Origin of the sequence: Tsuneonella dongtanensis (assembly GCF_001698205.1) — a bacterium.
Taxonomy (GTDB): domain Bacteria; phylum Pseudomonadota; class Alphaproteobacteria; order Sphingomonadales; family Sphingomonadaceae; genus Tsuneonella; species Tsuneonella dongtanensis.
Genome location: NZ_CP016591.1, coordinates 2,925,587 through 2,951,868 on the forward strand (window position 1 = coordinate 2,925,587; position 26,282 = coordinate 2,951,868).

Consider the following 26,282-nt stretch of genomic DNA (forward strand, 5'->3'; position numbering starts at 1 on the left):
CCGCCATCGAAAAATCCGTCGCGGTCAGGCGGGAACCGCCGCCGCCCTCGGCCAGACCGGCCCGAACACGGCCCTGCGCGACAGCGAGAGCAGCGGCTGCTCGAGGAATCGATAGGTCGCGAGCCCCAGGGCGAGGCTGACCACGGTGAGGATGGCGATGGTCCATTCCCCGTGTAGGCTGGTCGCGGGGAGCCACTTTTCGGCCGCCATCGTCAGCGGCCAATGCACGAGATAGAGCGAATACGATGAATCGCCGATCAGGCGCGCGAAGCGCCAGCCCGGTCCCCGGCCGCCCCGACGGTCGAGCCATCGCTCTCCCATCGCGAGCGCACCGGCGGTGAACGCCATCGCGGGGAGGCCCCACCATATCAATCGTGCCCGGTCCGTCGTGCCGACGAACATCAGCTCGGACTTTGCGACATCGCCGATGCCGTTCCACACGGCCCACCCGACACCCGCCAAGGCGCCGATCAGCAGGACCGGCCCGGTCACTCCGGACCGTGTCAGCCAGCCCGAGCGGAAGATCCACGCGAGCAGCAACCCGGCCGCGAATTCCGCGAACAGCGCATTGAACATGAGGTTGTCGAGCGGCAGCAGCTGCTCGCCGCGGAACGCGATCGCCGCGCTCGCCAGTGCCGCGAGGCAGCATGCAGCCAGGGCATGCCGGCGGGCCACCAGCAGACAGGCCGCCAGCATGCAGTAGAACATCCACTCGAACGCCAGCGTCCACCCGACGGCGAGGACAGGGTGTTCGTAGGTTTCCTGGAACACGATAGGCAGCATGGTCAGCGTGTTGACGACCGCCATCCATTCGATGGGGCTTCCGATCGCCCACAGCACCAGCCCGGCAGCCACGCTCAGCAGCCAGAACAGGGGCACGATCCGTACGAAGCGTTCGGCCAGGAAGCGGGCGGCACCCCGCTGCGGATCAGCCATCACAGCCGATCCCATCGCGAATCCGGAGATGACGAAGAAGACATCCACCCCGATCGCGCCGAGGTCGTTGACACCGGGCAGGGACAGCCATTCGCCATACGCGCCCATGTCGGGCCGGTACTGCACGACATTGGTCGCGTGGACCCACACCACGAGGAGCGCCGCGAGCCCGCGGAGCACCTGGATCGTCTCGATCCGCTGACCTCCCGATGGCCGTGGGCCTGTCATGCGCCGACCAGCCATTTCGACCGTTTCCCGAGCCCCTTGCGCAGGCCGAGGACCGACGCGAACGATAGCGCGAAGACGACCGCCGTCGAGATTAAGACCGAAAGCAGCGGCCAGCCATCCACCCGCAGGTCGACCGCGCCACGCTCGAGCAGCATGATCCAGGGGTAATGCAGGAAGAAGAGACCGAAGCTGACCCCTGCGAGCATCTTCGTGCGGGCCCCGACCCGCCCGGAATAGCGCGAGAACAAGCCCAGGAAGAAGCAGGTCTGGGCGACCTTCTGCAGGTACTGGAAATTGATCCCCATCGGTTCGAAAGGGGCACCCGCGTGCATCGTATGGCCGTGCGCGAAGGCCTGGAGCCAGGCCAGTGCCGCAGCGGCCAGCCCGCTCGCCCAGATGGCGTCAGCACGGGCGAGGCGGGGCAGCAGCCAGCCGCGTTCCTGCGCCGCGAAGATTCCGAAGAGAAGGTAGAAGAGGAAATAGGCGAAGTTCTGGACGCCCGGGGCCCCGTTCACCGGCCGGTTGATCACGAGGCCCAGCGCAAGCGCGGCCAGCAGGGCGAGCGCCTTTTCCCGCGGGCCGAGGCGCCCCGTCAGCGCGAAGACCGGCCCCAACACCACGATCACCGCCAGATAGGGGATGTACCACATCGGCGTGTCCGACACCGCATAGAGGAAAGCATCGCTCAGCAGGTCGACCAACCCCGTCGTGGGGCCCACGCCCGGGACGGCGGCTGCCCGCTCCGGGGCGAAAGCCAGCCCGAGCAGCCCGATGACGAATATCCATGCGAGCGCCGGCACGAACACCGTGCGCCATTTTCCGATGACGTACGGGCCGTAGTCGAACCGCGCGGCGTTGACGATCTGGAACAGGAAGCCCGAGATGAAAACGAAAAGCGCCGTCGCGCCACTGAAAAGCGAAAGGACTGTCAGCGTCATCGGGCTGACGGGCGACCCGTCGAGGCCGAGGCCGTAGACATGCGCCGCGATCACCTGAACTATCGCCATCGCGCGGAATGCGTCCATGTAGGCCAGCCGCTCGCGCGGCAGCGTCGCCGGCCCTACGGGCGGGCATGCTTCCTGCGGCGAGTTATTGGTTAACGCGATCATGCGCCCGGATATCGCCGGGAAAGCTTAATTCGGTGCTAAGGCGCGACTTGACGCCTCCACCCGCCTGCCCGGATGAAGCGCCGGTAACCGGCTATTAACCGAAAATCTTCAGGGTAGCCGACGTTAGTGGGTCGGGGGCAGAATTGACAAGTATCGTACAGTCGATCCGGCGTTCGCGCCGCATCCGTGGCATACGGGCGAAAGTCACCCGCCGAATCAGGGGTGCCGACCGGCGTCTCGCGAATCCGCGGACATGGGCGCTGGCGATTGCCGGGCTCGCGGCGCTGCAGCTTGCGCTCATCCTCACGCACCGCGCGCACGTCGACGAGTACCAGTCGATCCAGCTCACTGTGCAGGCGCCCGACATCCCGACGTTGCTCGATTGGTTGCGCTACGAAGGGCATCCGCCGCTGTGGTACTTCATCCTGCGCGGCCTCGCCTATTTCATGGAGCCGATGACCACGCTGAAGGTAGCCGCGATCGGCTGCGCGGTGGCGGCACACGCGGCGATCCTGTTCGGCAGTCCGTTCACCCGGGCCGAAAAGCTGCTGTTGTGTACCAGCGAATTCATCATGTTCGAATACATGACGATCTCGCGCAGCCTTTCGCTCGGGGTCGCCGCCATCGTCATCGCCATGGGCACCTGGCGGCGCCGGTGGGTGTGGCTGCCGATCGCCATTCTGCCGATGTGCGATTTCCTCTTCGGCGTGTTCTCCGTCGCATTCGTCGCCATGAAGCTCAAGGAACGCGACATCTGGGTGCCCGGACTGGCGCTCTGGGCGATCAGCGGAGCGGCCGCCGCATGGTCCGTCATCCCCGCCGCCGACATGGAGCCGGCGATTGCCCTGCTCGCGCCGTTCCAGTCGTTCGCGCAGTGGCTGTTCACCATGGGCGTTCTGCTGGTGCCGTTCCAGGGTGCCGTCATCCCGCAGTGGGATGCCGCACCGAATTTCCTAGTCGCATCGTGGGGCGGAGTGGCCTTTCTCTACTGGGCGTGGAGGGAAACCGAGCGCGAGGCACTGTACCGCATCATACTGTTCGCCTTCGTGCTGCTGACCGCCGTCTTCTCGCAGCTCGTGTATCAGCTGTCCGCGCGTCACCTGATGCTGATCGCGATCCTGTTCATCGCGCTCAAGTGGCGCATGCGGGCCAGGGGCGAGCGGCCGGGCCCGGCTTTCAGATTGTGGCTCGCGGTCGCCTCGGCGTGCGGACTCGCGGTTGCGGCGATCAGTTTCGTCTGGCCCTTCGACACCGCCCATCTCGCCGCCCGCGAAATCGAACGTCTGGGCCTGCGCGACAAGCACTGGACGGTCTTCACCGTCAACCGCGCCCAGGGCATCTCGGCGATGACGGGAATGGAATTCGAGCGCACCGAGCTGCACTGCATGCAGAGCTTCGTGCGATGGAACAAATACAGCGACTTGGAGACCCCGCGGCAGGTGGCCCGGTATTTCCGGCGAATGGGCGTGCTGCGCGGCAAGCACTACCTACTAACCGAACTGAATCTCGACCCGATCAGGGACGACATCCTGAAGCCCGTCGCGTTCATCCCGCGTGGATACGACGGATTGTCGTTCCGCATCTATCAGGTCGGTCCTAACGAACCCGAACGGCCCGTTTCCTTACCCCCCTGCGTGCCGGGGCGTCGCCCGTTCACCCGGCTTCCCTGAACGCCGCGACTTAGGGAAAAAACAACCTTTCCGGGATATTCACGTTCCCAGGAAGTGCGGCGTTGGCCCCTTGTACCGGTGCTGGCGAGCGACGCGACCTACATGGCTTAAGGAATTCATCGATGAGTGCATTCGGACGAAAGAACGGTCCCGCCGGGATGAACCCGGGAGCCCGTCCCTCGTTCGGCGTCGCGCGCCCGATGAAGGGGGCAGTTCCCGCCGCAAATGCGCCTGTGCCCGGCGGCGGCGATCAGTTCCCGCCACTTCCCGCCGAAGAATCGTTCTCGCCGCAAGGCGCCGAGGCCAAGCAATCGGACGCCATGACCCGCCTCGCGGATCGCGCCAACGCGGTCCACGAGCAGCAGCAGGTCGGCGGCTTCGAAGCCAGCGTCCACAAGATCAAGGAACAGGTGCTCCCGCGCCTGCTCGAGCGCGTCGACCCCGAAGCGGCGGCCACGCTGACCAAGGACGAGTTGTCGGAAGAATTCCGTCCGATCATCCTCGAGGTGCTCGCCGAGCTCAAGGTCACCCTCAACCGGCGCGAACAGTTCGCGCTGGAAAAGGTGCTGATCGACGAGCTGCTCGGCTTCGGTCCGCTGGAAGAGCTGCTCAACGACCCCGACGTCAGCGACATCATGGTCAACGGGCCCGACCAGACCTACATCGAAAAGAAGGGCAAGCTGATCATCGCGCCGATCCGGTTCCGCGACGAGCAGCACCTGTTCCAGATCGCCCAGCGCATCGTGAACCAGGTCGGCCGCCGCGTCGACCAGACCACGCCGCTCGCCGACGCCCGCCTTAAGGACGGCAGCCGCGTCAACGTGATCGTCCCCCCGCTCTCCTTGCGCGGCACCGCGATCTCGATTCGTAAGTTTTCCGAAAAGCCGATTACCATCGACATGCTGCGCGACTTCGGCAGCATGAGCGACAAGATGGCGACCGCGCTCAAGATCGCCGGAGCGTGCCGGATGAACATCGTCATCTCGGGCGGTACCGGTTCGGGCAAGACGACCATGCTCAACGCCCTGTCGAAGATGATCGACCCGGGCGAGCGCGTGCTGACGATCGAGGACGCGGCGGAACTCCGCCTGCAGCAGCCGCACTGGCTGCCGCTGGAAACCCGCCCGCCGAACCTCGAGGGCCAGGGCGCGATCACCATCGGCGACCTCGTGAAGAACGCCCTGCGTATGCGCCCGGACCGGATCATCCTGGGCGAAATCCGCGGCGCTGAGTGCTTCGACCTCCTCGCCGCGATGAACACCGGTCACGACGGTTCGATGTGTACGCTCCACGCCAACAGCCCGCGCGAGTGCCTCGGCCGTATGGAGAACATGATCCTGATGGGCGACATCAAGATCCCGAAGGAAGCCATCAGCCGCCAGATCGCGGAATCGGTCGACCTGATCGTGCAGGTCAAGCGCCTTCGCGACGGTTCGCGCCGCACGACCAACGTGACCGAGGTGATCGGCATGGAAGGCGACGTGATCGTGACGCAGGAACTGTTCAAGTTCGAGTATCTCGACGAGAGCGAGGACGGGAAGATCCTCGGCGAGTTCCGCTCTTCAGGCCTGCGCCCCTACACGCTGGAAAAGGCCCGCCAGTTCGGCTTCGACCAGGCATACCTCGAGGCGTGCCTCTAGGTTTTTCCACAGGTCGGTCGGAATCTTACAAGCGAAGCGTCGGCTTCCTACAATCTCCGGTCCGCGCGGAGTGGTATAGGATGGTCCATCAAGGATGGGACCAATGCTTCGGATATTCAATTGGCAGGCTGACCTCAAACGACAGCAGCGGGGTTCGCGTCGGCAACGCGACAAGCAGAGCCGCTTCGAGGCGCTCTACATGAGCTCCCACCGCAAGTCGCGCGAGCGGACCGAAACGGCCGCCTGAGGCAGGTGCACTAACCCCTGATCCAAGCAGGCAGGCCGAGCGCGATCAGGCCGCCGCCCACCACTGCGAACATCAGGAAGAGGCCCGTCCAGGGCACCCATCCCACGCGGTCGATCGCGGCGCGCTTCACGCGCCTGCGCTCCATAAGCAGGCAACCGATCGCAAGGACGAGCGAGGCCGCCCCCGCGAGCGCGGCGACTTCCGCGTCGCTGGCAAACAAAAGGACATCGGGCAGCTTCATGGCCCGCAATATGGGATGCGTTGCGCCCGCTGCCAGAGGGCCTAGAGCGTCCGTGTGAGCCATCCGCCATCCGCGCAGAGACCGCAGCTGGCGCTGCTCATCCGCCTCGGTGCGGCCTTCGTGCTGTCGGTCATGCTGGTCTTCGTCAAGCTGGTGACCGAATCCGGCGTCACGCTGACCGAGACCCTGTTCTGGCGGCAACTGCCGACGATCCCGGTTCTTCTCCTGTGGTTCGGCATGCGGCGAGAGCTTACGAGGCTCAGGAGCGAGCGGATGGGGGCCCACTTCCGGCGCGCGGTACTGGGCCTTACCGGCATGTTCCTCAATTTCGGCGCGGTGACCCTGTTGCCGCTGGCCGAAGCGACGACGCTCGGCTTCACGACTGCCATCTGGGCCGTCATCCTGTCCGCGCTGCTCCTGCGCGAGCGGGTCGGCCTGTGGCGCTGGTCGGCGGTGCTGCTTGGCTTTGCCGGCGTGCTCGTGATCGCCCAGCCGGGGCAGAGCCACATACCGCCGCTGGGGGCAGCGGTGTCGCTCGGCGCGGCGTTCACGATCGCCCTGATCTCGATCCAGATCCGCGATCTCTCCAGGACCGAGCACCCCCTGACCATCGTGTTCTGGTTCTCCGCCTTCAGCCTGCCGATCCTGGCATTGGCGATGCCGTTCGTGATGACGTCGCACACGCCATACCAGTGGATGCTCCTCGCCGGGCTCGGCCTCTTCGGCCTCCTCGGCCAGTTCCTGCTCACCGCCGCGCTCCGCTATGGTGCGGTCGCCAGCGTGATCGTGATGGATTACTCGTCGCTGGTGTGGGCCACGCTGTTCGGGTGGTGGGTCTTCGACCGGCTGCCGCCGGCCGCCACCTGGTTCGGAGCGCCGCTGATCGTCGGCGCCGGGCTCGTCATCGCATGGCGCGAGCACCGCCTCGCCATCGAGCGCGGACAGGCGATTACCGGAAGCTAGGGAACCTGCGCTTGACCCCGCCGTTCATTCGGTCGAGCATTGGCGATCCGAATTGACAAGAAGGACACCAACATGGCGAAGAAACTGATCATCGCTCTCGGCGTCGCGGCGATCACGTTCACCGCTACCGCCTGCAACACCGTCAAGGGCCTGGGCCGCGACATCGAGTCGGTCGGCGAGGCTGGCGATCGCGCCATCTGACGAACGATAGCCACGCAAGACAGGGCAAAAGCCTCTCGTGGTCGCAAAAGGCGCCCGTCGGTTCAGCCGGCGGGCGTTTTTCCTGAGCGGGTCCAGCCGCTCTTGCGTGCGCGGCGTTCGCGGACGAGCAGCCAGACAAGTAACCCCAGCGGGCCGGCCATGAAGGTCAGCACAAGGAACGGCGCCTGGAAAACGCGCGAAAATCCCTTCGCGTCGGCATCGCGAGCGATCCAAAGACCCGTAAAGAGGTCGAGCGCAAGGTAGTGCGTCCACCCCAGGACGATCGCACCTTCGGACCGGAACAGGTCCTTCAGGCCGACGACGGAATAGTTTAGGAGGTCCGGCTCCGCGAGCCCCGGATCGCGCACGGGGTCGACCAGCATGGTCACCAGCCCGACGAACATGGCGGCATAGGCAAGACACAGCATCGCCACGCCGCCGTAGAGCACGTAGGCGAGCGGCAATGGCTTGCGCGGCGCGAGGACCAGCACCGCCCATGCCAGCAGGGCGACCACGTTGGTGAAGCCGAAGACGCCCTGCCACATGACCGGTCAGCTCCCGCCCTGTTCGCTCAGCGTCGGCGTGCCCGCGGGCACCTGGGGCTCGCTCCACGCCAGCACCGGCTTCCTCGCCGCGAGGGTCTCGTCGAGACGGCGGCGCGGCGCGTGGATCGGGGCGTTCTTGAGGCTTTCGTCGCCCGCCCTCGCCCGCTCGGCCAGCGAACGCATCGCGAGCACCAACTGGTCGAGGCCGGCCTTGCTTTCCGTCTCGGTCGGTTCGACGAGCATCGCGCCGTGGACGACCAGCGGGAAGTACATCGTCATCGGGTGGAACCCCTCGTCGATCATCCCCTTGGCGAGATCGAGCGTCGTGAGACCTTCGGCGAAGCCTTTGTCCGAGAACAGCGCCTCGTGCATGCACGGTCCGCTGTGGCCGAACGGCGCATCGAGCACATCCTCCAGGCTGCGCAGCAGGTAGTTGGCGTTGAGCACCGCGTCGCCCGAGACCTGGCGCAGCCCGTCGGCGCCGTGGCTGAGGATATAGGCCAGCGCGCGGGTGAACATGCCCATCTGGCCGTGGAACGCCGACAGGCGACCGAAGGCGTGGGGCTGGCGCTCGCCGCCGGTTTCCTCCTCCACCAGCGTCAGCGTGCCGTCGGCGTGGAGCTCGGTGAAGGGCAGCGGGCCGTAGGGGCACAGCGCCTCTGAAAGCACCACCGGCCCGGATCCAGGCCCACCGCCGCCGTGCGGGGTGGAAAAGGTCTTGTGCAGGTTGATGTGCATCGCGTCGACACCGAGGTCGCCCGGGCGCACCCGGCCGACGATCGCGTTGAAGTTCGCCCCGTCGCAATAGACGTAGCCGCCCGCCGCGTGGACCGCGTCGGAAATTTCCTTGAGATCGCGCTCGAACAGCCCGCAGGTGTTGGGGTTGGTGATCATCACCCCGGCAACGTCGGGCCCCAGCCGCGCCTTCAGCGCCGCCAGGTCGACGCGCCCCTCGGCGGTGGCGGGAATGTCCTCCACCCGGTAACCGGCGAAGGCGGCGGTGGCGGGATTGGTGCCGTGCGCGCTCTCGGGCACCAGGATCACCTCGCGCGCGTCGCCCTTGGCCTCCAGCGCGGCGCGGATGCACAGGATGCCGCACAGCTCGCCGTGCGCGCCGGCCTTGGGCGTCATCGCCACGCCGCGCATGCCGGTGAGCCGGATCAGCCAGCTTGCGAGCTCGTTGATGACGCCGAGCGCGCCCTGCACGGTGTCGATCGGTTGGAGCGGATGGACATCGGCGAAGCCGGGCATCCGGGCGACCTTTTCGTTCAGGCGCGGATTGTGCTTCATCGTGCACGACCCGAGCGGGAACAGCCCGAGGTCGATGGCATAGTTCTGGCGGCTGAGCCGAGTGTAATGGCGCACCGTTTCGGGCTCCGACAGGCCCGGGAGGCCGATCTCCGCCTCGCGCGCCATCCCGCCAAGGCGATTGGCGCCGGCGGTGGCTTCGGGGAGGTCGACGCCGGTCGTCTCGCATGTGCCGATCTCGAAGATCAGCGGTTCCTCGAGCATGAGCGCGCGGTTGCCGGTCGCGGTCGTCTGGCCTTCGCGGCGGTCGAGGGTGAGCGCGGGCCGCCAGCCGCTCTTATTGGGCGCGTTCATGCCAGCACCTCCTTGAGCGCGGAGCAGAGGGTTTCGATATCCTCCTCTGATGTCGTTTCGGTCACCGCGACCACGAGGCCGTTCGACAGCGCGTCCACGCCCGGGAACAGGCGGCCGAGCGAGACGCCCGCCAGCACCTTGCGTTCCGCCAGCGTACGGACGACCTGCCGTGCATCGGCCGGCAGCATGACGGTGAATTCGTTGAAGAACGCATCGTTCAGGACGGTCACGCCCGGCACAGTGGCGAGCTTGTCCGCGGCCAAGCACGCCAAGCGATGGTTCTCCGCAGCGAGTTGCCGCAGCCCCTTCTCGCCGAGAAGCGTCAGGTGGATCGTGAACGCCAGCGCACACAGCCCCGAGTTGGTGCAGATGTTGCTCGTCGCCTTCTCGCGGCGGATGTGCTGCTCACGGGTGGAAAGCGTCAGCACGAACCCCCGCTTACCCTCGGCATCGACCGTCTCGCCGCAGAGCCGGCCCGGCATCTGGCGCACGTGCTTGGGATCGCGCACCGCGAACAGGCCGAGGTACGGCCCGCCGAACTGGAGGCCCACGCCGAGCGACTGCCCCTCGCCGACCACGATGTCCGCGCCCATCTCGCCGGGCGACTTCACCGCCCCCAGCGCGACCGGCTCGGTGTTCACGGCGATCAGCAGCGCGCCCTTCGCGTGTGCTGCCTCCGCCAGCGGGGTCATGTCGAAGACGCGCCCGAGGATGTCGGGGTATTGCACCACCACGCAGCTGGTGGCGTCGTCGATCCGCGCGATCAGGCCTTCCAGGTCCGGAGCGCCCTGGATCGAGGGTAGCGCGCCCGCGATCTCATCCTCGGTGAACTTGGCCATCGTCCGGACGGTCTCGGCGTAGTGCGGATGCAGCGCGCCAGACAGGACCACGCGCTTCTTCTTCGTCACCCGCCCCGCCATCGCGACCGCTTCCCAGCACGCGGTCGAGCCGTCGTACATCGAAGCATTCGCCACTGCGCAGCCGTAGAGCCGCGCGACCTGGCTCTGGAACTCGAACAGCATCTGGAGCGTGCCCTGCGCGATCTCGGGCTGGTAGGGGGTGTAGGCGGTCAGGAACTCGCCACGCTGGATCAGGTGGTCGACCGTCGCCGGCACGTGGTGGCGATAGGCCCCCGCCCCGCAGAAGAACGCCGCATCGGCCGCGGCGAGGTTCTTCTTCGACAGCGCCCGCATGTGCCGCTCGACCGCCATCTCGCTCGCGTGGAGCGGCAGGCCCTCGATCGGGCCGTCGAGGTGCAGGCCATCCGGCACGTCGGCAAACAGCGCGTCGATCGACGGCGCGCCGATCACGTTCAGCATCTCGCCGCGATCGGCGTCGGTCAGGGGAAGATAGCGCATCGGTTTTCCCGTCAGAGGGTGTCGCAGAAAGCCTTGTAGGCGGCCTCGTCCATCAGGCCGTCGAGTTCACCGGCGTCGGTGATCGTCAGCTTGAAGAACCAGCCGTCGCCTTCGGGCGCGGTGTTGACGAGCGCGGGATCGTCCTCGAGCGCCGGGTTGCCCTCGGTCACGGTGCCGCTGACGGGCGAATAGACGTCGCTCGCCGCCTTGACGCTCTCGACCACCGCGGCCTCGCCGCCCTTGGACAGCGCGGTGCCCCCGGCGGGCACCTCGACGAAAACGATGTCGCCGAGTTGGCCCTGCGCATAGTCGGTGATGCCGACGGTGGCGGTATCGCCGTCGACTTCGATCCACTCATGATCCTCGGTGAAGTAACGCGTCATTTCGCAGCTCCTTTGCGATGATAGCGATGTGGCACGAACGGCATTTGGGCGACGGTGAGCGGCACGCGCTTGCCCCGGACTTCGGCCTCGAGCGCGGTGCCCGGCGCGGTGTACGCGGCAGCGACGTAGCCCATCGCGATCGGCGCGCCGACGGTCGGCGCGAAGCCGCCTGAGGTCACCCGTCCGACCTCCTCGGTGCCGGCAAACACAGGCGCGCCTTCGCGCACCGGCATGCGGCCCTCGACCGAGAAGCCGACCAGCTTCTTCGCCGGACCATTCGCAAGCGCGGCGAGGATGCGCTCCGCCCCGTGGAAGCCGCCCTGCTCGCGCCGCGCCTTGGAGATCGCGAACGCGGCACTGCCTTCGACCGGGTCGACCGACTCGTCGAGGTCGTGCCCGTAGAGTGGAAGCCCGGCCTCGAGCCGCAGCGAGTCGCGCGCGCCGAGGCCGATCGGGCGGACCCGCTCGTCTGCGACGAGGGCATTGGCGAGGTCTTCGAGCTTGTCGGCCGGGTAGGACAGCTCGAAGCCGTCCTCGCCGGTATAGCCGCCGCGCCCGATGCCGAGCGGCGCGCCGTTCCATTCGCGGCTGGTGCCCTGCATGAACGACAGCTCGTCGGCGACGCCCGGAACCAGCGTGTCGAGCACCGCAGCAGCCTCCGGACCCTGCAAGGCAAGCAGGCCCCGATCATCGAGATGGTTCAGCGTAATCTCGTCGGGCAGGTGCTCGCGAAGGAAGCCGATGTCGTCCCACTTCGTCGCGCCGTTGACCACGACGTAGTAGCGCGGGGTGGCACCCTCGCTCTCGGTGACGTTGGTCACCATCAGGTCGTCGAGAATCCCGCCGTCCTCGGCCAGCAGCAGCGAATAGCGGATGCGGCCGGGCTTCAGCGCGCTGAAGTCCCCCGGCATGATCGCCTCGAGCGCTTCGGCCGCACCATCGCCCTCGACGATGAGCTGACCCATGTGGCTGACATCGAACAGCCCCGCGTGCGTGCGGGCCCATTCGTGCTCGGCCATGATGCCCTCATACTGGATCGGCATTTCGTAGCCCGCGAACGGGACCATGCGCGCCCCGCGGGCGCGGTGCCAGCCGTCGAGCGGCAGCATCTGGGTTTCGACCTGGTCTTCGGTTTCGCTCAAGCGTGCATACCCCGACAGCGCGGCCGGCGCCCGGACGGGACACCTTGGAACCGCTACCCCCTCTGTCGGGAAACCTGAGAGTTTGGCCGGATCGCTCCGGCTTACACCGTCGGTGGCTCCAACCCAGCCGGAAGGAGCGCTTTCCAGAGTATCGCACGGCCCGCCACGGTCCTTTGGCCTGAGAGTTTCCGGGGCGGTTGCTCCTTCGGCGGCGGATGCGAGGACCCGCTCTCTCCCATGGCGGACGTCGAGGTTTCCCCCGGCGACGCGCACGCCCTGCGCGAGCGGAAGGATTCGGTCAATCGCGAAGGCGCACGAAACGCGCGGTTTTCACCGCCAGTTGAGCCAGACCAGGTAGCTTGCCGACAGGACAATCCACAGACCGTCGAGCGTCTTCAGGCGCCGCGCCCCGAGCCAGTGTGCGATGCTGCGCGCGAGAAACCCGCCGAGCGCGGCTCCGGGTCCCGCCAGAAGGACGACCTCCCACTGCACCGTCCCCGCCTGCGTGTGCCACACCATGCCGGACAGCACGCTGACCGACGACACCACGCAGGCGACCCCGGTCGAGAGGAGGACCGGATAGTGGCGAATGAACAGGTAGAGCGCGACGAGTTCGCCGATCCCGACCGAAAGCAGCGCGGTGATCGCCCCGCCCGGCGCCGCCAGCAGCATGAGCACCGCCAGGTCGACCGGCTCCAGCCGCTCGCGCTCGCGCACGTTGCGATTGACCGTCCACGTCGCCGCGATCAGCGCGAGGCCGAGGGGGATCGAGAACGCCTTGTAGGTCACGAGAATGGCCTGGTTGTCGATCGGCCCCATTCGCTGGACCGCCAGCATCGCCGGCAGCGAGATCGCCAGCACCGCCACTGCGGCAAGCGCGTAGTCGCGGGGGCGCACTCCGCTGTGCAGCGCGTCGGGCGGCGGAGCCTGGTGCATAAGGCGGTCGGTCCAACGCAGCGCGCCCATGGTCATCCCGAAGCACTGGATACCCATCGATGCGGCGGTGATCTGCAACGGGTCGAGCGCCATCACGCCGTGCTCGCGCAATCCGTTGAATACGGGCACGAAAACCACCCCGCCCCCGGTCCCCGAGGTGTTGGCGATGATCGCCCCGATCACCCCCACGCCGGGCAGGAACGCGAGCTGGCGCATCAGGGCAGGATCGGGCGCCGTGGCGACCCAGATCGCACACCAGAGCGCCGCGAGGACGACGCCTCCGCATACGACAATGCGGCCCGGCGGCAAGGCGCTCAGTCGAGGTTGGGTCGTAGCCACCGCTCGGCCGTAGCCAAGTCCACGCCGCGCCGCGAGGCGTAATCCTGCACCTGATCGCGGCCGATGCGGGCGACGCCGAAGTATTCGCTTTCGGGGTGTCCGAAATAGAACCCGCTGACCGCCGCGGTGGGGTACATCGCAAAGCTCTCGGTCAGCGTGATCCCCGTCTGCTCGGTCGCCTTGAGCAGGTCGAACAGCACCGGCTTCAGGCTGTGGTCGGGACAGGCCGGATAGCCGGGCGCAGGCCGAATGCCGCGATATTCCTCCCTGATGAGCGCCTGGTTGGTCAGCTGCTCACCCGGCGCATAACCCCAGAGGTCGGTGCGCACGTGCTGGTGCAGCCGTTCGGCAAAGGCCTCGGCGAAGCGGTCGGCCAGCGCCTTGAGCAGGATGTCCGAGTAGTCGTCCTTCGCTTCGAGGAACGCCTTCGAGTGCGGCTCGATCCCGTGGATGCCGACCGCGAAACCGCCGATCCAGTCGCCAGCGGGATCGATGAAGTCGGCAAGGCACATGTTCGCCCGGTCGCGGCTTTTCTTCACCTGCTGGCGCAGGAACGGGAGCAGCACGTGGCGCTCTTCCTCGACCAGATGGACGGTCACGTCGTCGCCGTCGCGCGCGCAGGGCCACAAACCGGCGACGCCCTTGGCCGTTAGCCACTTTTCCGAGACGATCCGGTCGAGCATCGCGTCGGCATCGGCCTTCAGCGCCCGCGCGGTTTCGCCGACCACTTCGTCGTCGAGGATCGCGGGGTAGTTGCCGTGCAGTTCCCACGCGCGGAAGAACGGTGTCCAGTCGATGTAGTCGCGCAGGTCCGCAAGGTCCCAGTCGGGGAACGCATGGACACCCGGCTGGAGCGGCGGCGCGGGCTTGTCGGCGTAGTTGGGGTCGTAGAAGTTCGCGCGCGCTTCCTCGATCGTCAGCAGCACGCTCTGCGCCTTGCCCTCGCGCGCCTCGCGGACCTTTTCGTACTCCGCGGCGGTGGTCTCGACGAACTCGTCGCGCTGGGTATCGGACAGGAGCCGGCTGGCGACGCCCACTGCGCGGCTCGCGTCGAGCACGTGGACCACCGGCCCCTCGTACTTCGGGTCGATCCTGAGCGCGGTATGGACCTTGCTGGTGGTCGCGCCGCCGATCAGCAGCGGCATCGTCATCCCGGCGCGCGCCATTTCCTCGGCCACCGTCACCATCTCGTCGAGCGAGGGGGTGATGAGGCCCGACAGGCCGATCATGTCCGCCTTGTTGTCGTTGGCCGTCTCGAGGATCTTGGCCCACGGCACCATCACGCCGAGGTCGATCACCTCGTAGCCGTTGCACTGGAGCACGACGCCGACGATGTTCTTGCCGATGTCGTGGACGTCGCCCTTTACGGTCGCCATCACGATCCGGCCCTTCGACTGGTCGGCAAGGCCCGAGGCTTCCTTTTCCGCCTCGATGAAGGGGATGAGGTGGGCGACGGCCTTCTTCATGACCCGGGCCGATTTCACCACTTGCGGCAGGAACATCTTGCCCGATCCGAACAGGTCCCCGACGACATTCATGCCGTCCATCAGCGGGCCTTCGATCACCTCGATCGGGCGGTCTTTCAGCTGCCGCGCCTCCTCGGTGTCCTCGACGACGTACGCGTCGATGCCCTTGACCAGCGCGTGCTCCAGCCGGCGCTCGACCGGCCAGCCGCGCCATTCCTCGGCGGCCTTTTCGTCGGCGGCGGACTTGCCCTTGTAGCTTTCGGCAAGCGCGATGAGACGTTCCGTTGCATCGGGCCTGCGCATCAGGATCACGTCCTCGCACGCCTCGCGCAGCACGGGGTCGATCTGGTCGTAGATGTCGAGCTGGCCGGCGTTGACGATCGCCATGTCGAGCCCGGCGGGGATCGCGTGGTAGAGGAACACCGAGTGCATCGCGCGGCGCACGGTCTCGTTGCCGCGGAAGCTGAAGCTGAGGTTGGATAGGCCGCCCGAGAAGTGTGCGTGGGGGCACAACTCGCGCAGCTCCGCCACTGCCTCGATGAAGTCGAGCGCGTAGCGGTCGTGCTCCTCGATCCCCGTCGCGACCGCGAACACGTTGGGGTCGAAGATGATGTCTTCCGGCGGAAAGCCGATGCCGGTGAGCAGATCGTAGGCGCGCTTGCAGATCTCGACCTTGCGCTCTTTCGTATCGGCCTGCCCGGTCTCGTCGAAGGCCATGACGACCGCGGCGGCGCCGTAGTCCATGCACAGCCTCGCATGCTCGAGGAAGGCGGCCTCGCCCTCCTTCATGCTGATCGAATTGACGATCGGCTTGCCGGAAACGCACTTCAAGCCCGCTTCGATTACTTCCCACTTCGAGCTGTCGATCATGACCGGCACGCGGGCGATGTCGGGTTCGGCGGCGATCAGCTTGAGGAACGTGGTCATCGCGTGGACCGCGTCGAGCAGCCCTTCGTCCATGTTGACGTCGATCACCTGCGCGCCGTTCTCGACCTGCTGGCGCGCGACCTCGACCGCGGCCGGGTAGTCGCCCGCCATGATGAGTTTCTTGAACGCCGCCGACCCGGTGACGTTGGTGCGCTCGCCGACATTGACGAAGCGGGATGATGCAGCGGTGTTCAAGCGGATTTCCTGTCGGTCAGGCGGCGAGCGTGAATGGCTCGAGGCCCGCGAGGCGGGTGGCGACGGGCGGATTGGGCAACACGCGCGGCGCCACGCCGCGAACGCTGTCGGCGATTGCCTTGATGTGCGCGGGCGTCGAACCGCAGCAGCCGCCCAGCACATTGACCTGTCCTGCTTCCGCCCACTCGTGGACGAACCCGGCGGTCTGGTCGGGCCGCTCGTCGTACGCGCCTAGCTCGTTGGGCAGACCAGCGTTCGGGTAGACCATGATCGGGCAGTCGGCGATCTCGGCCAGGGTCTTCACATGCGGGCGCAGCTGCGTCGCACCGAACGAGCAGTTGAGACCGATGGTCAGCGGTTTGGCATGCCGTACCGCGTGCCAGAACGCCTCGACCGTGTGACCCGACAGGTTGCGCCCCGAAAGATCGGTCAGCGTCATCGACAGCATCACCGGGACCTCGCGGCCCAGCGCCTTTTCGACCTGCTTGGCCGCCATGATCCCCGCCTTGGCGTTGAGGGTGTCGAAAATGGTCTCGATGAGGATGAAATCAGCACCGCCTTCGACGAGGGAATTCATCTGTTCGGCATAGACGTCGACCAGCGTGTCCCAGTCGATCTCGCGATAACCCGGGTCCTCGACGTCGGGCGAAAGCGACAGCGTCTTGTTGGTCGGCCCGATCGCACCCGCCACGAAGCGCGGGCGACCGTCCTTCGCTTCGAACTCGTCAGCCAGCCGTCTTGCCAGCTTCGCGCTCTCGACGTTGATCTCGCGCACTAGGTGTGCGGCGCCGTAGTCCGCCTGGCTTATCCTGTTGGCGGAAAAGGTATTTGTCTCCGCGATGTCGGCCCCGGCCTCGAAATAGGCGCGGTGAATCGCCTCGGGCACTTCCGGCTTCGTCAGCGCGAGGATGTCGTTGTTGCCCTTCTGGTCGTGCCCTAGTCCGAGCGATCCGGCATAATCCGCCTCGGCCAGCTTCCAGTTCTGGATCTCCGTTCCGAAAGCACCATCGGTGATGAGGATACGTTCCGCGCACGCGGCGAGGAATTGTTCGCGCTTGGTCATGACGGGTCCTTGGGACGCAGGCCGAGCAGGTGGCAGATCGCGTAGCTGAGCTCGGCCCGGTTGAGGGTGTAGAAGTGGAAATGCCGGACGTCGCCCGCGTAGAGGCGGCGACACAGCTCGGCGGCGACCGTCGCCGAAACCAGCTGGCGCGCCGCCGGGCGGTCGTCGAGCCCTTCGAACAGCGTCTCCATCCACCCGGGTATCGCGGTGCCGCACAGCCCGCTCATCCGCTGGACGCTGGCGAAACTCATCACCGGCATGATGCCGGGCACGATCTCGGCGTCGATGCCGGCCGCCGCGGCCTTGTCGCGAAAGCGGAAGAAGCAATCGGGCTCGAAGAAGAACTGCGTGATCGCGCGGGTCGCGCCGGCGTCGATCTTGCGCTTCAGGTTCTCGAGATCGGCCGCCTCGTCGGCACTGTCGGGATGCTTCTCGGGATAGGCGCCGACGGAGATTTCGAAGGGCGCGATCTTCCGAAGCCCTGCGACGAGCTCGGCGGCATTAGCGTACCCTTGCGGATGCGGAGCATAGGCCGCGCCGGGTTCCGCCACGTCGCCGCGCAGCGCCACGATATGGCGCACGCCGATGTCCCAATAGTCGCGCGCGATGGCGTCGATTTCGTCGCGCGTCGCGTCCACGCAAGTGAGGTGCGCTGCAGCCGGAATGCCGGTCTCGCGGATGATCCGCTCCACCGCGGCGTGCGTACGCTCGCGCGTCGAACCGCCTGCGCCGTAGGTCACCGAGACGAAGTCCGGTCCGAGCGGCGCGAGCGTCTGCACGCTGGACCACAGTGTCTCGGCCATCTTCTCGGTCTTCGGCGGGAAGAATTCGAAGCTGACGCCGACGTCGCCGGGAAGCGAGGCGTAGAGGGGTTCGCCCAGGGCGATTTCGGCATTCATGACTGTGCGGCCCTGCGGCTGGAGGGATGGCCTGGCGATGCGTTGCCGATCCGGGCAACCGGCGATGCGCTGCGGCGCGCCGTCCAGACCTTTACTTCCAGCTCGCCGCCTTCGACTGCCGTCGGCGGCGCGGGAGCGAACCCGTTGTGCGAAAGCATCGTGCCCATCTGTTCGTCTCCGAAGCCCAGGCGGACATGCGCGTAGGTCCGCCGCATGTCTTCGCGGGCGTGCGCGGCAAGGTCCACGATCGCGAGCCGTCCGCCCGGACGGCAGACGCGCGCCGCCTCGGCGACGGCCTTTTCGGGTTGCTGCGCATAGTGCAGCACCTGGTGGAACACGACGGTATCGAACGTCTCGGGTTCGAAGGGCAGCGCGGCGAAATCCCCCTGGATCAGCTCGACCCGGTCGGCGGGAAGTTTCTGCAGGCGTGCGCGCGCCAAACGAAGCATTTCGGGGCTCTTGTCGAGCCCGGTCACATGGCCGGCATACGGCTCGAGCAATTCGGCGATCCGCCCCGTGCCGGTGCCGATGTCGAGCATTTCCCCGAGCGGTTCCCCGGCGAGCGCCGAGACCAGCGCCGCTTCGACCGCGTCCGCCGGCGCCAGCAGGGCGCGCAGCCGGTCCCACTCGCCTGCGTGCCGCGCGAAGAACTCCGCCGCGCTCGCTTCGCGCGCATCGCGGATGGCGGCAAGCTGACGGCGATCGTCCGCACAAACGCGCGCGAAAGCGGCGTCCTCGTCTTCGGCCACCGCGAGAAGCCGCGCGACCGCACGCGCTACCTGTTCGCCAGCGGCAGTCGACTGGCGGAGGAACACCCAGCTCCCCTCGCGCCGGCGCTCGGCGAGACCGGCGTCGGCAAGGATCGCCACGTGACGCGAGACGCGTGGCTGGCTCTGCGCGAGGACATGCGCCAGTTCACCCACCGCAAGCTCCATCGCCCCGATCAGGCGCATGATGCGCAAGCGGGTAGGATCGCCAAGCGCGCGCATGACTGCTTCAATCGACATCAGGGATATAAAGGTATCTTTATATCTGAAAGTCAACCGGTAACACGCCCGCTCGCGAACTTTCGAGTGCTCATTATGTGGCCGAACCGAGCCCCTCGGCCGCTAGCCCGACCAGACGCCGTCCCAGTCCGGACCGGGAGGTGCGGCCGACAGCGCCTGCGCGCGTGCTAACATGAGGCCGGAAGGATTGTCGTCGGGGGCGATCGTAAGCGCCCGCTGGAACCCTCGTACCGCTCCAGCCCAATCCCGGCGAAGAAGGAGGTCGCGCGCCTCGGCGTAGGCTTGCAGCAGCTCACCGTTTGCGTCCGCCTCCGCCAAGGTCAGAACTTCGTATATGCGGGTCGGCCGCGTGCGCCCGCGCACACGGACGGTATCGAGCTCGCGCAGCGCGAAGTCGGACCTGGCGACCGCGGTATCCTCGCACAGGATCGTCCGCACCTTGTACGTCTTGGTGATCGCTTCAAGGCGCGAAGCGAGGTTCACCGAATCGCCGATGACCGTGTAGTCCATCCGCTTGGGCGAACCGATCGTGCCGGCGATCACCTCGCCCGTGGCTATCCCGATCCCGAGCGCAAGGACGGGCAGGCCGCTGCCCTCCCGCGCGCGATTGAATTCGCCCAGCAGCGCCTGCATCTGGAGCGCGCTCCTGACCGCGTTCTCCGCATCGTTGCCCGTGGGCAGCGGTGCACCATAGACCGCCATCAGGGCGTCGCCGATGAACTTGTCGAGGACTCCCTCGTTGCTGGCCACCGCCTCGAACAGGCTGGTGAAGACGTCGTTGAGCATGTCGACGGTCTGCCGCGGCGTGAGCGTTTCGGCCGCAGCGGTGAAGTTGCGTATGTCGGCGAACATCACGCTCGCCTTGCACGACGTGCCGAAGAGCAGGTTCTCGTCCCTCTCGAGTATCTCCTGGACCGCACTCTGCGGCAGGAACTTGCCGATCGCGCCCTGCAGCCGCTTGCTTGCGGTGATGTTGTCGAGAAGGATCAGCACGCCGGTCGGACCCTTGTCGCCCTGCAGGGGCACTATGCTGATGTTGGCCGAGATGTGGTCCGCGCGGCCCGTGACGACGTCGAAATCGATCAGGTTGCGCGCGGTGTTGTCCGAAGCGACCGTCTCTATTTCCTCCAGCAGGGCGGGGTTTTCCTTGGCGATCGTATCCGCGGGCCGCGTGCCCTCGATCGTTGCAGACGAATACCCGAGGATGTCGCAGGCAGCCGTGTTGAGCTTCGCCACCTTGCCGTCGTCGTCGAGAGTCACGACCCCGCTCGACATCGAGCCGAGGATGCTCTCGTTGTAATTGCGCGCCGCCACGACCTCCGAGAACAGATTGGCGTTCTCGATCGCGATGGCGGCCTGCGATGCGAAGGCGGTCATCTGGCGAATGTCGTGCCGGTTGAATTCGTCCTTGCCGATGCGATTGAGGGCTTGCAGCACGCCGAGACGCCTTCCTTCGCGGGTCGTGATCGGCACCGAAAGGATCGTCTTCGTCGTATATCCCGTGGCGGCATCGACGGCTGGGTTGAAGCGCGGATCGGCGTAGGAGTCCGCCACCACAACCGGCTCTCCAGCGGCAAAGCAGTGCCCCGCAATCCCCTGGTCCGCCGGAAAGCGGATCTCCTGCGTGGCCAGTCCCTGTGCGAAGAGCGACCACAGCTCGTTCGTCCTCGGGTCGTAGAGGAACAGGGAGCTTCGATCGGCATGGACTACCTGGGTGGTCGCCTCGACGATCTTCGCCAGCAGCGGGTGGAGATCGATCTCGGTGCTGATCGCCGTGCTCACGTCGAGGAGCGTCCTGAGCTCGGCATTGGATCGTTCAGCCGCATGGGTCGCCTGCGACCAGCGCTTGGCGAAGACCACCACATGCGAGAACAGCAACATGAGGATTCCGACCGGCGCCAGGTCCGATCCGACTACCTGGTCGCGGGGCAGGATGTCGACCTGCACGACAGCGACCAGGGTCATCAGCGCCACGAACAGCCCCATCCCTGCGAACAGCACCCAGGCACCCGACCGGCCGCGATAGGCCGCCCTTGCCACGACGACGACGACGTAGAGGCAGATGAGGACGGTGACGCCCATCGAGTAAGGCGACAGGAGCGAAGCGGTCATCGTGTCGCCCATGGCGATCAGGACGATCTCTGCGAGGGTCAGCAGGCCGATCGCAGCAGCGAGAAGCCGCACTGCGATCCGGAAGCTTTCCTGCGGGAACAGGTGATGGGCGTAGCCGAGGAAGAACAGCGCCGTCAGCCCGAAGGTCCCGTACTGGACCGCCATCATCCCGCCGAGGCCGAAGCTCGGGAACGCGGCGAGCAGCAGGTTGTCGAACGACATGGCCAGCGCGGTCGGGACGAAGAAGATGCAGCTTGCGGCGAAGTAAAGCGCCGGCAGTTCCTCTCCCCGGTAGATGTAGACGACGATCCCGTATGCCGCGAGGATCAGCAGGGACACCACGAAGACGAAATCCTGCGCCGCCTCCCACGTCAGCCATTGGTCGACGGCGGCCGGCCGTCCCAGCACGGGTGCCGAGTTCAGACCCGTTTCCCGGTGATGGAATGACGCCAGTTGGACCGCGATGACGACCGGACCGCCTTCGGTCGTGAACATGACGTTTCCGGAGCGGGGGTGCTGGACGGTCGTCTGTGCGGTCGTTCCAACCTGCCCGTAACCGGCGAGGCGCTCTCCGTCGACGGACACCTCGGTCGCCGAGTAGAGCAGCGGAACGTGCATCGCATACTTGCCAGGCGGAAGCCCTTCGATGCGGAGACCGTACGTGCCTGCGCCGGGTCCAAGACTTTCGCCCGCGCCCGTCCCCTGCTCGATCCATTCCCCCGGCACCCGCATCCGCTCAGGGGGTACCTCCCCTTCCCCTACCCCGGCGTTCCACGCGAACGACCATTCACCCGATAGCCGGACGGGCCGATCAAGGTCGCTCCAACCGCTGAAATCGACGAGGCCTTGACGTGCCTGCGGTGCGCCCGATGCCAGCGGGCTGATGAGAAACGGAGCGCAGAGCGCGGCCAAGACACCGATAAGCAGGAGGGCCGCGCCCAAGCGGGACAAGACCAACCGGAGGGCAGCCGAGCGCCCATCGGGCAGCAATGCAGTCGGTGCCATCGCAATCCCCCCGCGAGGACAGTGTTCGGCACGATTGTTTCACACCCTGCGGGCGCTGCACATGAAAATCTTCGGACGGCCCCCGCAAGGGCAATCCGGCTATCCCGCGCAGGATCGGCTCGTCGAACCTAGGCGGGGCTCGAAACGCAGAACGGGCATGCCGCAACCCAGTGATTGGGCTGCATTTGCTCGAAGGGCGGTTCCACCTCTTTCATCCGATCGTCATGAGGCACGGGGCTGCGCGGCCAGAAATTGCAGCCCTGCGGCGGATTGAGCGGAGAAGGAGGATCGCCGCGCAGCACGATCCTTTCGCGTACGCGTTCGGCGCGCGGGTCCGGCTCGGGGATCGCGCTCATCAACGCCTTGGTGTACAAATGGAGCGGGTGATCGATGATGTCCTCGGCACTGCCGAGTTCGATGATCCGCCCGAGGTACATCACCGCGATCCGGTCCGAGATATACCGCACCACCGACAGGTCGTGCGAGATGAAGATCATCGTCAGACCCAGTTCGCGAACCAGCCGCTTGAGCAGGTTGAGGATCTGGGACTGGATCGAGACGTCGAGTGCGGAGACGGGCTCGTCCGCGATGATCAGCTTCGGTTCGGGCGCAAGCGCACGGGCGATCGCCACGCGCTGCCGCTGACCACCCGAAAACTCGTGCGGATAGCGTTTCATGTGCGCGGGGTTGAGGCCGACGGTCCGCAGCAGTTCCGCGACGCGCGCGCGCAGCGCGTCACCCTTCAATTCGGGATGGCGCGTGCGCACCGCTTCCGAGAGGGTATCGAGGACCGTCATGCGCGGGTTGAGCGACGCATAGGGGTCCTGGAAGATCATCTGGAACTCGATCCGCTCGCGGCGAACCTCCGCGTCGCTCATTGCGGTGAGTTCCTGGCCCCGGAACCATACCTTGCCGGAAGTCGGCCGGATCAACTGGAGGATCGTGCGGCTGAGCGTGGATTTGCCGCACCCGGACTCGCCCACCAGGCCGAGGATCTCGCCCTGCTTGATCGAGAGCGAAACCCCGTCCACCGCCTTGACCACGCCCTTGCTTTCGCGCGTCAGCAGGTTGCGGCCCATGTCGAAGTGGGTGTGCACGTCATCGAGGACGAGGAAGTCCTCGCCTGGCTGGCCGATGGTGTCGCTCATCGCTCGGCTCCCGTCTCTACGGGCAAGGGATCGTCGACGACGGCGTCAGCCTTGGCCAGCACGCTTTCGATCGGAGCGTTGCTGTCGCAATATCCGCAGGCAGCCCAGCAATGCCCTTCGCCGAGATCGACGAGGTCCGGCCGCTCGCCCATCGGTTCGCGAACCTTGGGATAGGGACAGCGCGGGTAGAACGCACAGCCGGTCGCCGGCTTGGAGGCGTCAGGCGGAAGGCCGGGGATCGTGTAGAGTTCCTGTCCCTTGGTCTGCAGCGAGGGAATCGTCTTCTGCAGCGCGCGGGTGTAGGGGTGGCGGGGCGCATAGAAGATCTGCTCGGCCGTGCCGCTTTCCATCTCCTGCCCGCCGTACATGACCAAGACCCGGTCGCAGGTTCCCGCCACTACGCCGAGGTCGTGGGTCACCAGAATGACCGCGGTGCCGAGATCGTTCTGGCGCTGCTTGATGATGTCGAGAATCTGCGCCTGCACGGTGACGTCGAGCGCGGTCGTCGGCTCGTCGGCGATCAGCAGGTCGGGCTCGGTGATCAGAGCCATCGCGATCATCACGCGCTGGCGCATGCCGCCTGAAAATTCGTGCGGATAGCTGGTAACGCGCTTGCTCGCTTCGGGTATGCCCACTTCCTCAAGCGCGGCCGTCGCTTTCTTCAGCGCGTCCTTGTGCGAGATATCCTGATGGGTCTGCAGCGCCTCGATCAACTGGGTCGAGATCCGAAGGAACGGATTGAGCGAGGTCATCGGATCCTGGAAGATCATCGAGATTCGCTTGCCGCGAATCTGGCGCAGTTCCTCCTTGCCCATTTGCAGAAGGTCGCGCCCGTCGAACATCGCCGTGCCGCGCTCGATCCGGCCGGGCGGCTCGGGGATCAGGCGCAACAGGGAATAGCAGGTCACCGACTTGCCCGAACCGGACTCGCCGACGATCCCGAGGGTCTCGCCCCTGTCGAGCTGGAAACTCACCCCGTCGACCGCGCGCACGACACCGTCGCGAGTGTGGAAGTAGGTGGTCAGGTCTTCGACTTCGAGCAATGGCATCGCCATCAATCCTTTGCGCTCTTGGGATCGAGCGCGTCGCGCAGACCGTCACCGATGAAGTTGAGGCAGAACAGCGTCGTCGCGAAGAATGCCGCGGGGAAGATGAGCAGCCACGGATAGATCTCCATGTTCTGCTGGCCCTCGTTGATCAGCACGCCCCACGACGCGTCGGGCGGCTGGACACCGAGCCCGAGGAAGCTGAGGAACGCCTCCAGCAGCATGACCGCGGGCACTGTCAGAGTGGCGATGACGATGACCGGACCTAGCACGTTGGGAATGAGGTGACGCAGGATGATCCGCTTGTGCGAATAGCCAAGTGACACTGCCGCCTCGACGAATTCCTGCTTCTTCAGACCGATAACGCCCGAGCGGACGATGCGTGCCATCGACAGCCACTCGACCGCCCCGATGGCGACGAACATGAGCCAGAGCGACCGGCCGAAGGCGACCATGAGCAGGATCACGAAGATCGTGAACGGCAGGGCATAGAGAAGGTCGACGAAGCGCATCATCGCCGAATCCGTCCGCCCGCCGACGTAACCCGCGGTCGCGCCGTAGACCACGCCGATCGAAAGCGCGACGAGCGTTGCGACCAGTCCGACCAGCAGCGAGATGCGCCCGCCGTACATGACCCGCACCATCAGGTCGCGCCCCAGGGTGTCCGTTCCGAACCAGTGCTGCGCGGATGGTCCGGTCGCACCGAGGAACAGGTCCTGCGTGTTCGCATCCCAGGGCGACAGTAACGGGCCGACAAGGCAGAACAGGACAATGACCACGAAGGTGACGAGACTGCCGACCGCTAGGCGGTTCTTGCGGAGCCGCGCCCACGCATCCTTCCACAGCGAGGAGCCTTCGACGAGTTCCTCATCGGCAATCTCGGCGGCGCTGATCGGCGGCGGCACCGGCTCGTTGCCCAGTACGGCGGTTTCGGAATGGTCAGTCATACTTGAGCCGCGGGTTGAGCGCGACCTGCGCGATGTCGACGAGGAGGTTCATGATCACGATCAGCGTCGCGAACAGGACCGTCAGCCCGAGGACGAGGAAGTCGTCGCGATTGAGTGCAGCGCGCACGAACCACTGGCCGAGGCCCGGAACCTGGAAGATCGTCTCGACGACGAAAGAGCCCGAGATGATGCCGGCAAGCGCGGGCCCGAGGAACGTGATTGCCGGGATCAGGCCGCCCTTGAGGCAGTGCTTGAGGACGATAGTGCTTTCCTTGACACCCTTCGCGCGAGCGGTCCGCACGAAATCCTGGTTGAGCATCTCGAGCATGCCACCGCGCGTCAGGCGGGCGAAATAGGCCGCGTAGTACAGGCCCAGCGTGGCGGTAGGCAGGATGACGAACTCGGGACCGAACCATCCGCCTGCGGGAAGCCAGTTCAGGATCAGGCCGAACACCAGCGCCAGCAGCGGGCCCATCACGAAGGTCGGCAGGCAGATGCCCGCCATCGACACCGACATCGGCACGTAATCGAGCCACGTGTTGCGCTTCACCGCAGCAAGGATGCCCGCCGGGATGCCGATGCCCAGCGCCATTACCAGGGCCAGCGAGCCGAGGAGAAGCGACACGGGGAAAGATTCGGCGATGATCTGCGTCACAGTGCGGTTGGCATAGACAGCGGACGGCCCGAATTCGCCCTGCACGGCATTGGTCAGCGAAGTGACGAAGCGCTCACTGGTCGGCCGGTCGTAGCCATAGAATGCCTCGATCTGCGCGAGGATCTCAGGCGCGATGGCCCGCTCGGTGCTGAATGGACTGCCGGGCGTCGCGGCGACCAGGAAAAACGTGACCGCGTAGATCGCCACCAGCACGATCAGTCCTTGGAAAAGGCGGAACAAGACGAACTTCAGCATGCCGGAGACGGTCCTGT

23 protein-coding genes and 1 riboswitch are annotated in these 26,282 nt (G+C 66.3%); of the genes, 5 read left to right on the forward strand and 18 right to left on the reverse strand.

Going from position 1 to position 26,282, the window contains the following annotated elements; genetic code table 11:
* Positions 1-24 precede the first annotated feature (24 nt).
* Both A6F68_RS14180 and A6F68_RS14185 read right to left on the reverse strand, forming a co-directional pair.
* Positions 25-1,164, reverse strand: a complete 1,140-nt coding sequence (locus A6F68_RS14180) for an acyltransferase family protein (RefSeq protein WP_074428326.1) — start codon at positions 1,162-1,164, stop codon at positions 25-27.
* The gene (locus tag A6F68_RS14185) at positions 1,161-2,273 is read right to left on the reverse strand and encodes an acyltransferase (protein ID WP_067681558.1); all 1,113 of its coding nucleotides are present in this window, start codon (positions 2,271-2,273) and stop codon (positions 1,161-1,163) included. The genes A6F68_RS14180 and A6F68_RS14185 overlap by 4 nt, the downstream gene beginning before the upstream one ends.
* Positions 2,274-2,416: 143 nt before the next feature.
* Here A6F68_RS14185 and A6F68_RS14190 point away from each other — a divergent pair, with 143 nt between their 5' ends.
* The 3 genes from A6F68_RS14190 (at position 2,417) to A6F68_RS15115 (ending at position 5,830) form a co-directional block, all read left to right on the forward strand.
* Positions 2,417-3,943, forward strand: coding sequence for a hypothetical protein (locus A6F68_RS14190; RefSeq protein ID WP_067681561.1), 1,527 nt, complete (start codon positions 2,417-2,419; stop codon positions 3,941-3,943).
* Between the two features lie 122 nt (positions 3,944-4,065).
* Entirely contained in the window at positions 4,066-5,583 is a 1,518-nt protein-coding gene (locus tag A6F68_RS14195) for a CpaF family protein (protein ID WP_198152627.1), read from the forward strand.
* A gap of 103 nt (positions 5,584-5,686) precedes the next feature.
* Positions 5,687-5,830, forward strand: coding sequence for a hypothetical protein (locus tag A6F68_RS15115; RefSeq protein ID WP_157096757.1), 144 nt, complete (start codon positions 5,687-5,689; stop codon positions 5,828-5,830).
* A gap of 10 nt (positions 5,831-5,840) precedes the next feature.
* On the opposite strand, the gene A6F68_RS14200 is transcribed toward A6F68_RS15115, so the two are convergent.
* Positions 5,841-6,071, reverse strand: a complete 231-nt coding sequence (locus A6F68_RS14200; protein WP_067681568.1) for a hypothetical protein — start codon at positions 6,069-6,071, stop codon at positions 5,841-5,843.
* Between the two features lie 54 nt (positions 6,072-6,125).
* On the opposite strand from A6F68_RS14200, the gene A6F68_RS14205 reads away from it, so the two are divergent.
* Both A6F68_RS14205 and A6F68_RS14210 read left to right on the forward strand, forming a co-directional pair.
* The gene (locus A6F68_RS14205; RefSeq protein WP_067681571.1) at positions 6,126-7,034 is read left to right on the forward strand and encodes a DMT family transporter; all 909 of its coding nucleotides are present in this window, start codon (positions 6,126-6,128) and stop codon (positions 7,032-7,034) included.
* Between the two features lie 72 nt (positions 7,035-7,106).
* Complete coding sequence (locus A6F68_RS14210; RefSeq protein WP_067682755.1) at positions 7,107-7,235, forward strand: entericidin A/B family lipoprotein; 129 nt, start codon at positions 7,107-7,109, stop codon at positions 7,233-7,235.
* A gap of 62 nt (positions 7,236-7,297) precedes the next feature.
* Here the strand turns inward: A6F68_RS14210 and A6F68_RS14215 are convergent, their stop codons facing one another.
* The 15 genes from A6F68_RS14215 to A6F68_RS14285 form a co-directional block, all read right to left on the reverse strand.
* Entirely contained in the window at positions 7,298-7,780 is a 483-nt protein-coding gene (locus A6F68_RS14215; protein ID WP_067681574.1) for an ABA4-like family protein, read from the reverse strand.
* Positions 7,781-7,786: 6 nt separating this feature from the next.
* A complete protein-coding gene (gene gcvPB / locus A6F68_RS14220) occupies positions 7,787-9,382 on the reverse strand; it encodes an aminomethyl-transferring glycine dehydrogenase subunit GcvPB (protein ID WP_067681577.1) in 1,596 nt (531 codons plus the stop codon).
* Positions 9,379-10,740 (reverse strand): aminomethyl-transferring glycine dehydrogenase subunit GcvPA, encoded by a 1,362-nt coding sequence (gene gcvPA / locus A6F68_RS14225; RefSeq protein ID WP_067681580.1) that lies wholly within the window; start codon positions 10,738-10,740, stop codon positions 9,379-9,381. Before gcvPA ends, gcvPB begins: the two co-directional genes overlap by 4 nt.
* Positions 10,741-10,751: 11 nt before the next feature.
* Complete coding sequence (gene gcvH / locus A6F68_RS14230) at positions 10,752-11,123, reverse strand: glycine cleavage system protein GcvH (protein ID WP_067681583.1); 372 nt, start codon at positions 11,121-11,123, stop codon at positions 10,752-10,754.
* A complete protein-coding gene (gcvT, locus tag A6F68_RS14235; RefSeq protein ID WP_074428327.1) occupies positions 11,120-12,265 on the reverse strand; it encodes a glycine cleavage system aminomethyltransferase GcvT in 1,146 nt (381 codons plus the stop codon). Before gcvT ends, gcvH begins: the two co-directional genes overlap by 4 nt.
* Positions 12,266-12,421: 156 nt before the next feature.
* Positions 12,422-12,513: riboswitch (glycine riboswitch) on the reverse strand.
* Positions 12,514-12,595: 82 nt separating this feature from the next.
* Positions 12,596-13,540, reverse strand: a complete 945-nt coding sequence (locus A6F68_RS14240; RefSeq protein WP_157096758.1) for a sulfite exporter TauE/SafE family protein — start codon at positions 13,538-13,540, stop codon at positions 12,596-12,598.
* On the reverse strand, positions 13,516-16,128 hold the full coding sequence (gene metH, locus A6F68_RS14245; protein WP_067681587.1) for a methionine synthase: 2,613 nt from the start codon (positions 16,126-16,128) through the stop codon (positions 13,516-13,518). Before metH ends, A6F68_RS14240 begins: the two co-directional genes overlap by 25 nt.
* Positions 16,129-16,144: 16 nt before the next feature.
* Positions 16,145-17,191: a homocysteine S-methyltransferase family protein gene (locus tag A6F68_RS14250; protein ID WP_067681590.1), complete on the reverse strand. Its 1,047-nt coding sequence runs from the start codon at positions 17,189-17,191 to the stop codon at positions 16,145-16,147.
* On the reverse strand, positions 17,188-18,090 hold the full coding sequence (gene metF / locus A6F68_RS14255; RefSeq protein WP_067681593.1) for a methylenetetrahydrofolate reductase [NAD(P)H]: 903 nt from the start codon (positions 18,088-18,090) through the stop codon (positions 17,188-17,190). The genes A6F68_RS14250 and metF overlap by 4 nt, the downstream gene beginning before the upstream one ends.
* Positions 18,087-19,097 (reverse strand): ArsR/SmtB family transcription factor, encoded by a 1,011-nt coding sequence (locus A6F68_RS14260; RefSeq protein ID WP_067681596.1) that lies wholly within the window; start codon positions 19,095-19,097, stop codon positions 18,087-18,089. The genes metF and A6F68_RS14260 overlap by 4 nt, the downstream gene beginning before the upstream one ends.
* Before the next feature lie 102 nt (positions 19,098-19,199).
* Complete coding sequence (locus tag A6F68_RS14265; protein ID WP_067681601.1) at positions 19,200-22,214, reverse strand: adenylate/guanylate cyclase domain-containing protein; 3,015 nt, start codon at positions 22,212-22,214, stop codon at positions 19,200-19,202.
* A gap of 128 nt (positions 22,215-22,342) precedes the next feature.
* On the reverse strand, positions 22,343-23,362 hold the full coding sequence (locus A6F68_RS14270) for an ABC transporter ATP-binding protein (RefSeq protein ID WP_067681604.1): 1,020 nt from the start codon (positions 23,360-23,362) through the stop codon (positions 22,343-22,345).
* Positions 23,359-24,411, reverse strand: a complete 1,053-nt coding sequence (locus A6F68_RS14275) for an ABC transporter ATP-binding protein (protein WP_157096759.1) — start codon at positions 24,409-24,411, stop codon at positions 23,359-23,361. The genes A6F68_RS14270 and A6F68_RS14275 overlap by 4 nt, the downstream gene beginning before the upstream one ends.
* Before the next feature lie 5 nt (positions 24,412-24,416).
* Positions 24,417-25,355, reverse strand: coding sequence for an ABC transporter permease (locus tag A6F68_RS14280; RefSeq protein WP_084001856.1), 939 nt, complete (start codon positions 25,353-25,355; stop codon positions 24,417-24,419).
* The gene (locus A6F68_RS14285; protein WP_067681609.1) at positions 25,348-26,265 is read right to left on the reverse strand and encodes an ABC transporter permease; all 918 of its coding nucleotides are present in this window, start codon (positions 26,263-26,265) and stop codon (positions 25,348-25,350) included. Before A6F68_RS14285 ends, A6F68_RS14280 begins: the two co-directional genes overlap by 8 nt.
* Between the last annotated feature and the right edge of the window lie 17 nt (positions 26,266-26,282).

Bases quoted from the DNA above. Each gene is read 5' to 3' on its own strand.
- A6F68_RS14180 (WP_074428326.1), bottom strand. From the start codon at position 1,164: ATGACAGGCCCACGGCCATCGGGAGGTCAGCGGATCGAGACGATCCAG.
- A6F68_RS14185 (WP_067681558.1), bottom strand. From the start codon at position 2,273: ATGATCGCGTTAACCAATAACTCGCCGCAGGAAGCATGCCCGCCCGTA.
- A6F68_RS14195 (WP_198152627.1), top strand. From the start codon at position 4,066: ATGAGTGCATTCGGACGAAAGAACGGTCCCGCCGGGATGAACCCGGGA.
- A6F68_RS15115 (WP_157096757.1), top strand. From the start codon at position 5,687: ATGCTTCGGATATTCAATTGGCAGGCTGACCTCAAACGACAGCAGCGG.
- A6F68_RS14200 (WP_067681568.1), bottom strand. From the start codon at position 6,071: ATGAAGCTGCCCGATGTCCTTTTGTTTGCCAGCGACGCGGAAGTCGCC.
- A6F68_RS14210 (WP_067682755.1), top strand. From the start codon at position 7,107: ATGGCGAAGAAACTGATCATCGCTCTCGGCGTCGCGGCGATCACGTTC.
- A6F68_RS14215 (WP_067681574.1), bottom strand. From the start codon at position 7,780: ATGTGGCAGGGCGTCTTCGGCTTCACCAACGTGGTCGCCCTGCTGGCA.
- gcvPB (WP_067681577.1), bottom strand. From the start codon at position 9,382: ATGAACGCGCCCAATAAGAGCGGCTGGCGGCCCGCGCTCACCCTCGAC.
- gcvPA (WP_067681580.1), bottom strand. From the start codon at position 10,740: ATGCGCTATCTTCCCCTGACCGACGCCGATCGCGGCGAGATGCTGAAC.
- gcvH (WP_067681583.1), bottom strand. From the start codon at position 11,123: ATGACGCGTTACTTCACCGAGGATCATGAGTGGATCGAAGTCGACGGC.
- A6F68_RS14250 (WP_067681590.1), bottom strand. From the start codon at position 17,191: ATGACCAAGCGCGAACAATTCCTCGCCGCGTGCGCGGAACGTATCCTC.
- metF (WP_067681593.1), bottom strand. From the start codon at position 18,090: ATGAATGCCGAAATCGCCCTGGGCGAACCCCTCTACGCCTCGCTTCCC.
- A6F68_RS14260 (WP_067681596.1), bottom strand. From the start codon at position 19,097: ATGTCGATTGAAGCAGTCATGCGCGCGCTTGGCGATCCTACCCGCTTG.
- A6F68_RS14265 (WP_067681601.1), bottom strand. From the start codon at position 22,214: ATGGCACCGACTGCATTGCTGCCCGATGGGCGCTCGGCTGCCCTCCGG.
- A6F68_RS14270 (WP_067681604.1), bottom strand. From the start codon at position 23,362: ATGAGCGACACCATCGGCCAGCCAGGCGAGGACTTCCTCGTCCTCGAT.
- A6F68_RS14275 (WP_157096759.1), bottom strand. From the start codon at position 24,411: ATGCCATTGCTCGAAGTCGAAGACCTGACCACCTACTTCCACACTCGC.
- A6F68_RS14280 (WP_084001856.1), bottom strand. From the start codon at position 25,355: ATGACTGACCATTCCGAAACCGCCGTACTGGGCAACGAGCCGGTGCCG.
- A6F68_RS14285 (WP_067681609.1), bottom strand. From the start codon at position 26,265: ATGCTGAAGTTCGTCTTGTTCCGCCTTTTCCAAGGACTGATCGTGCTG.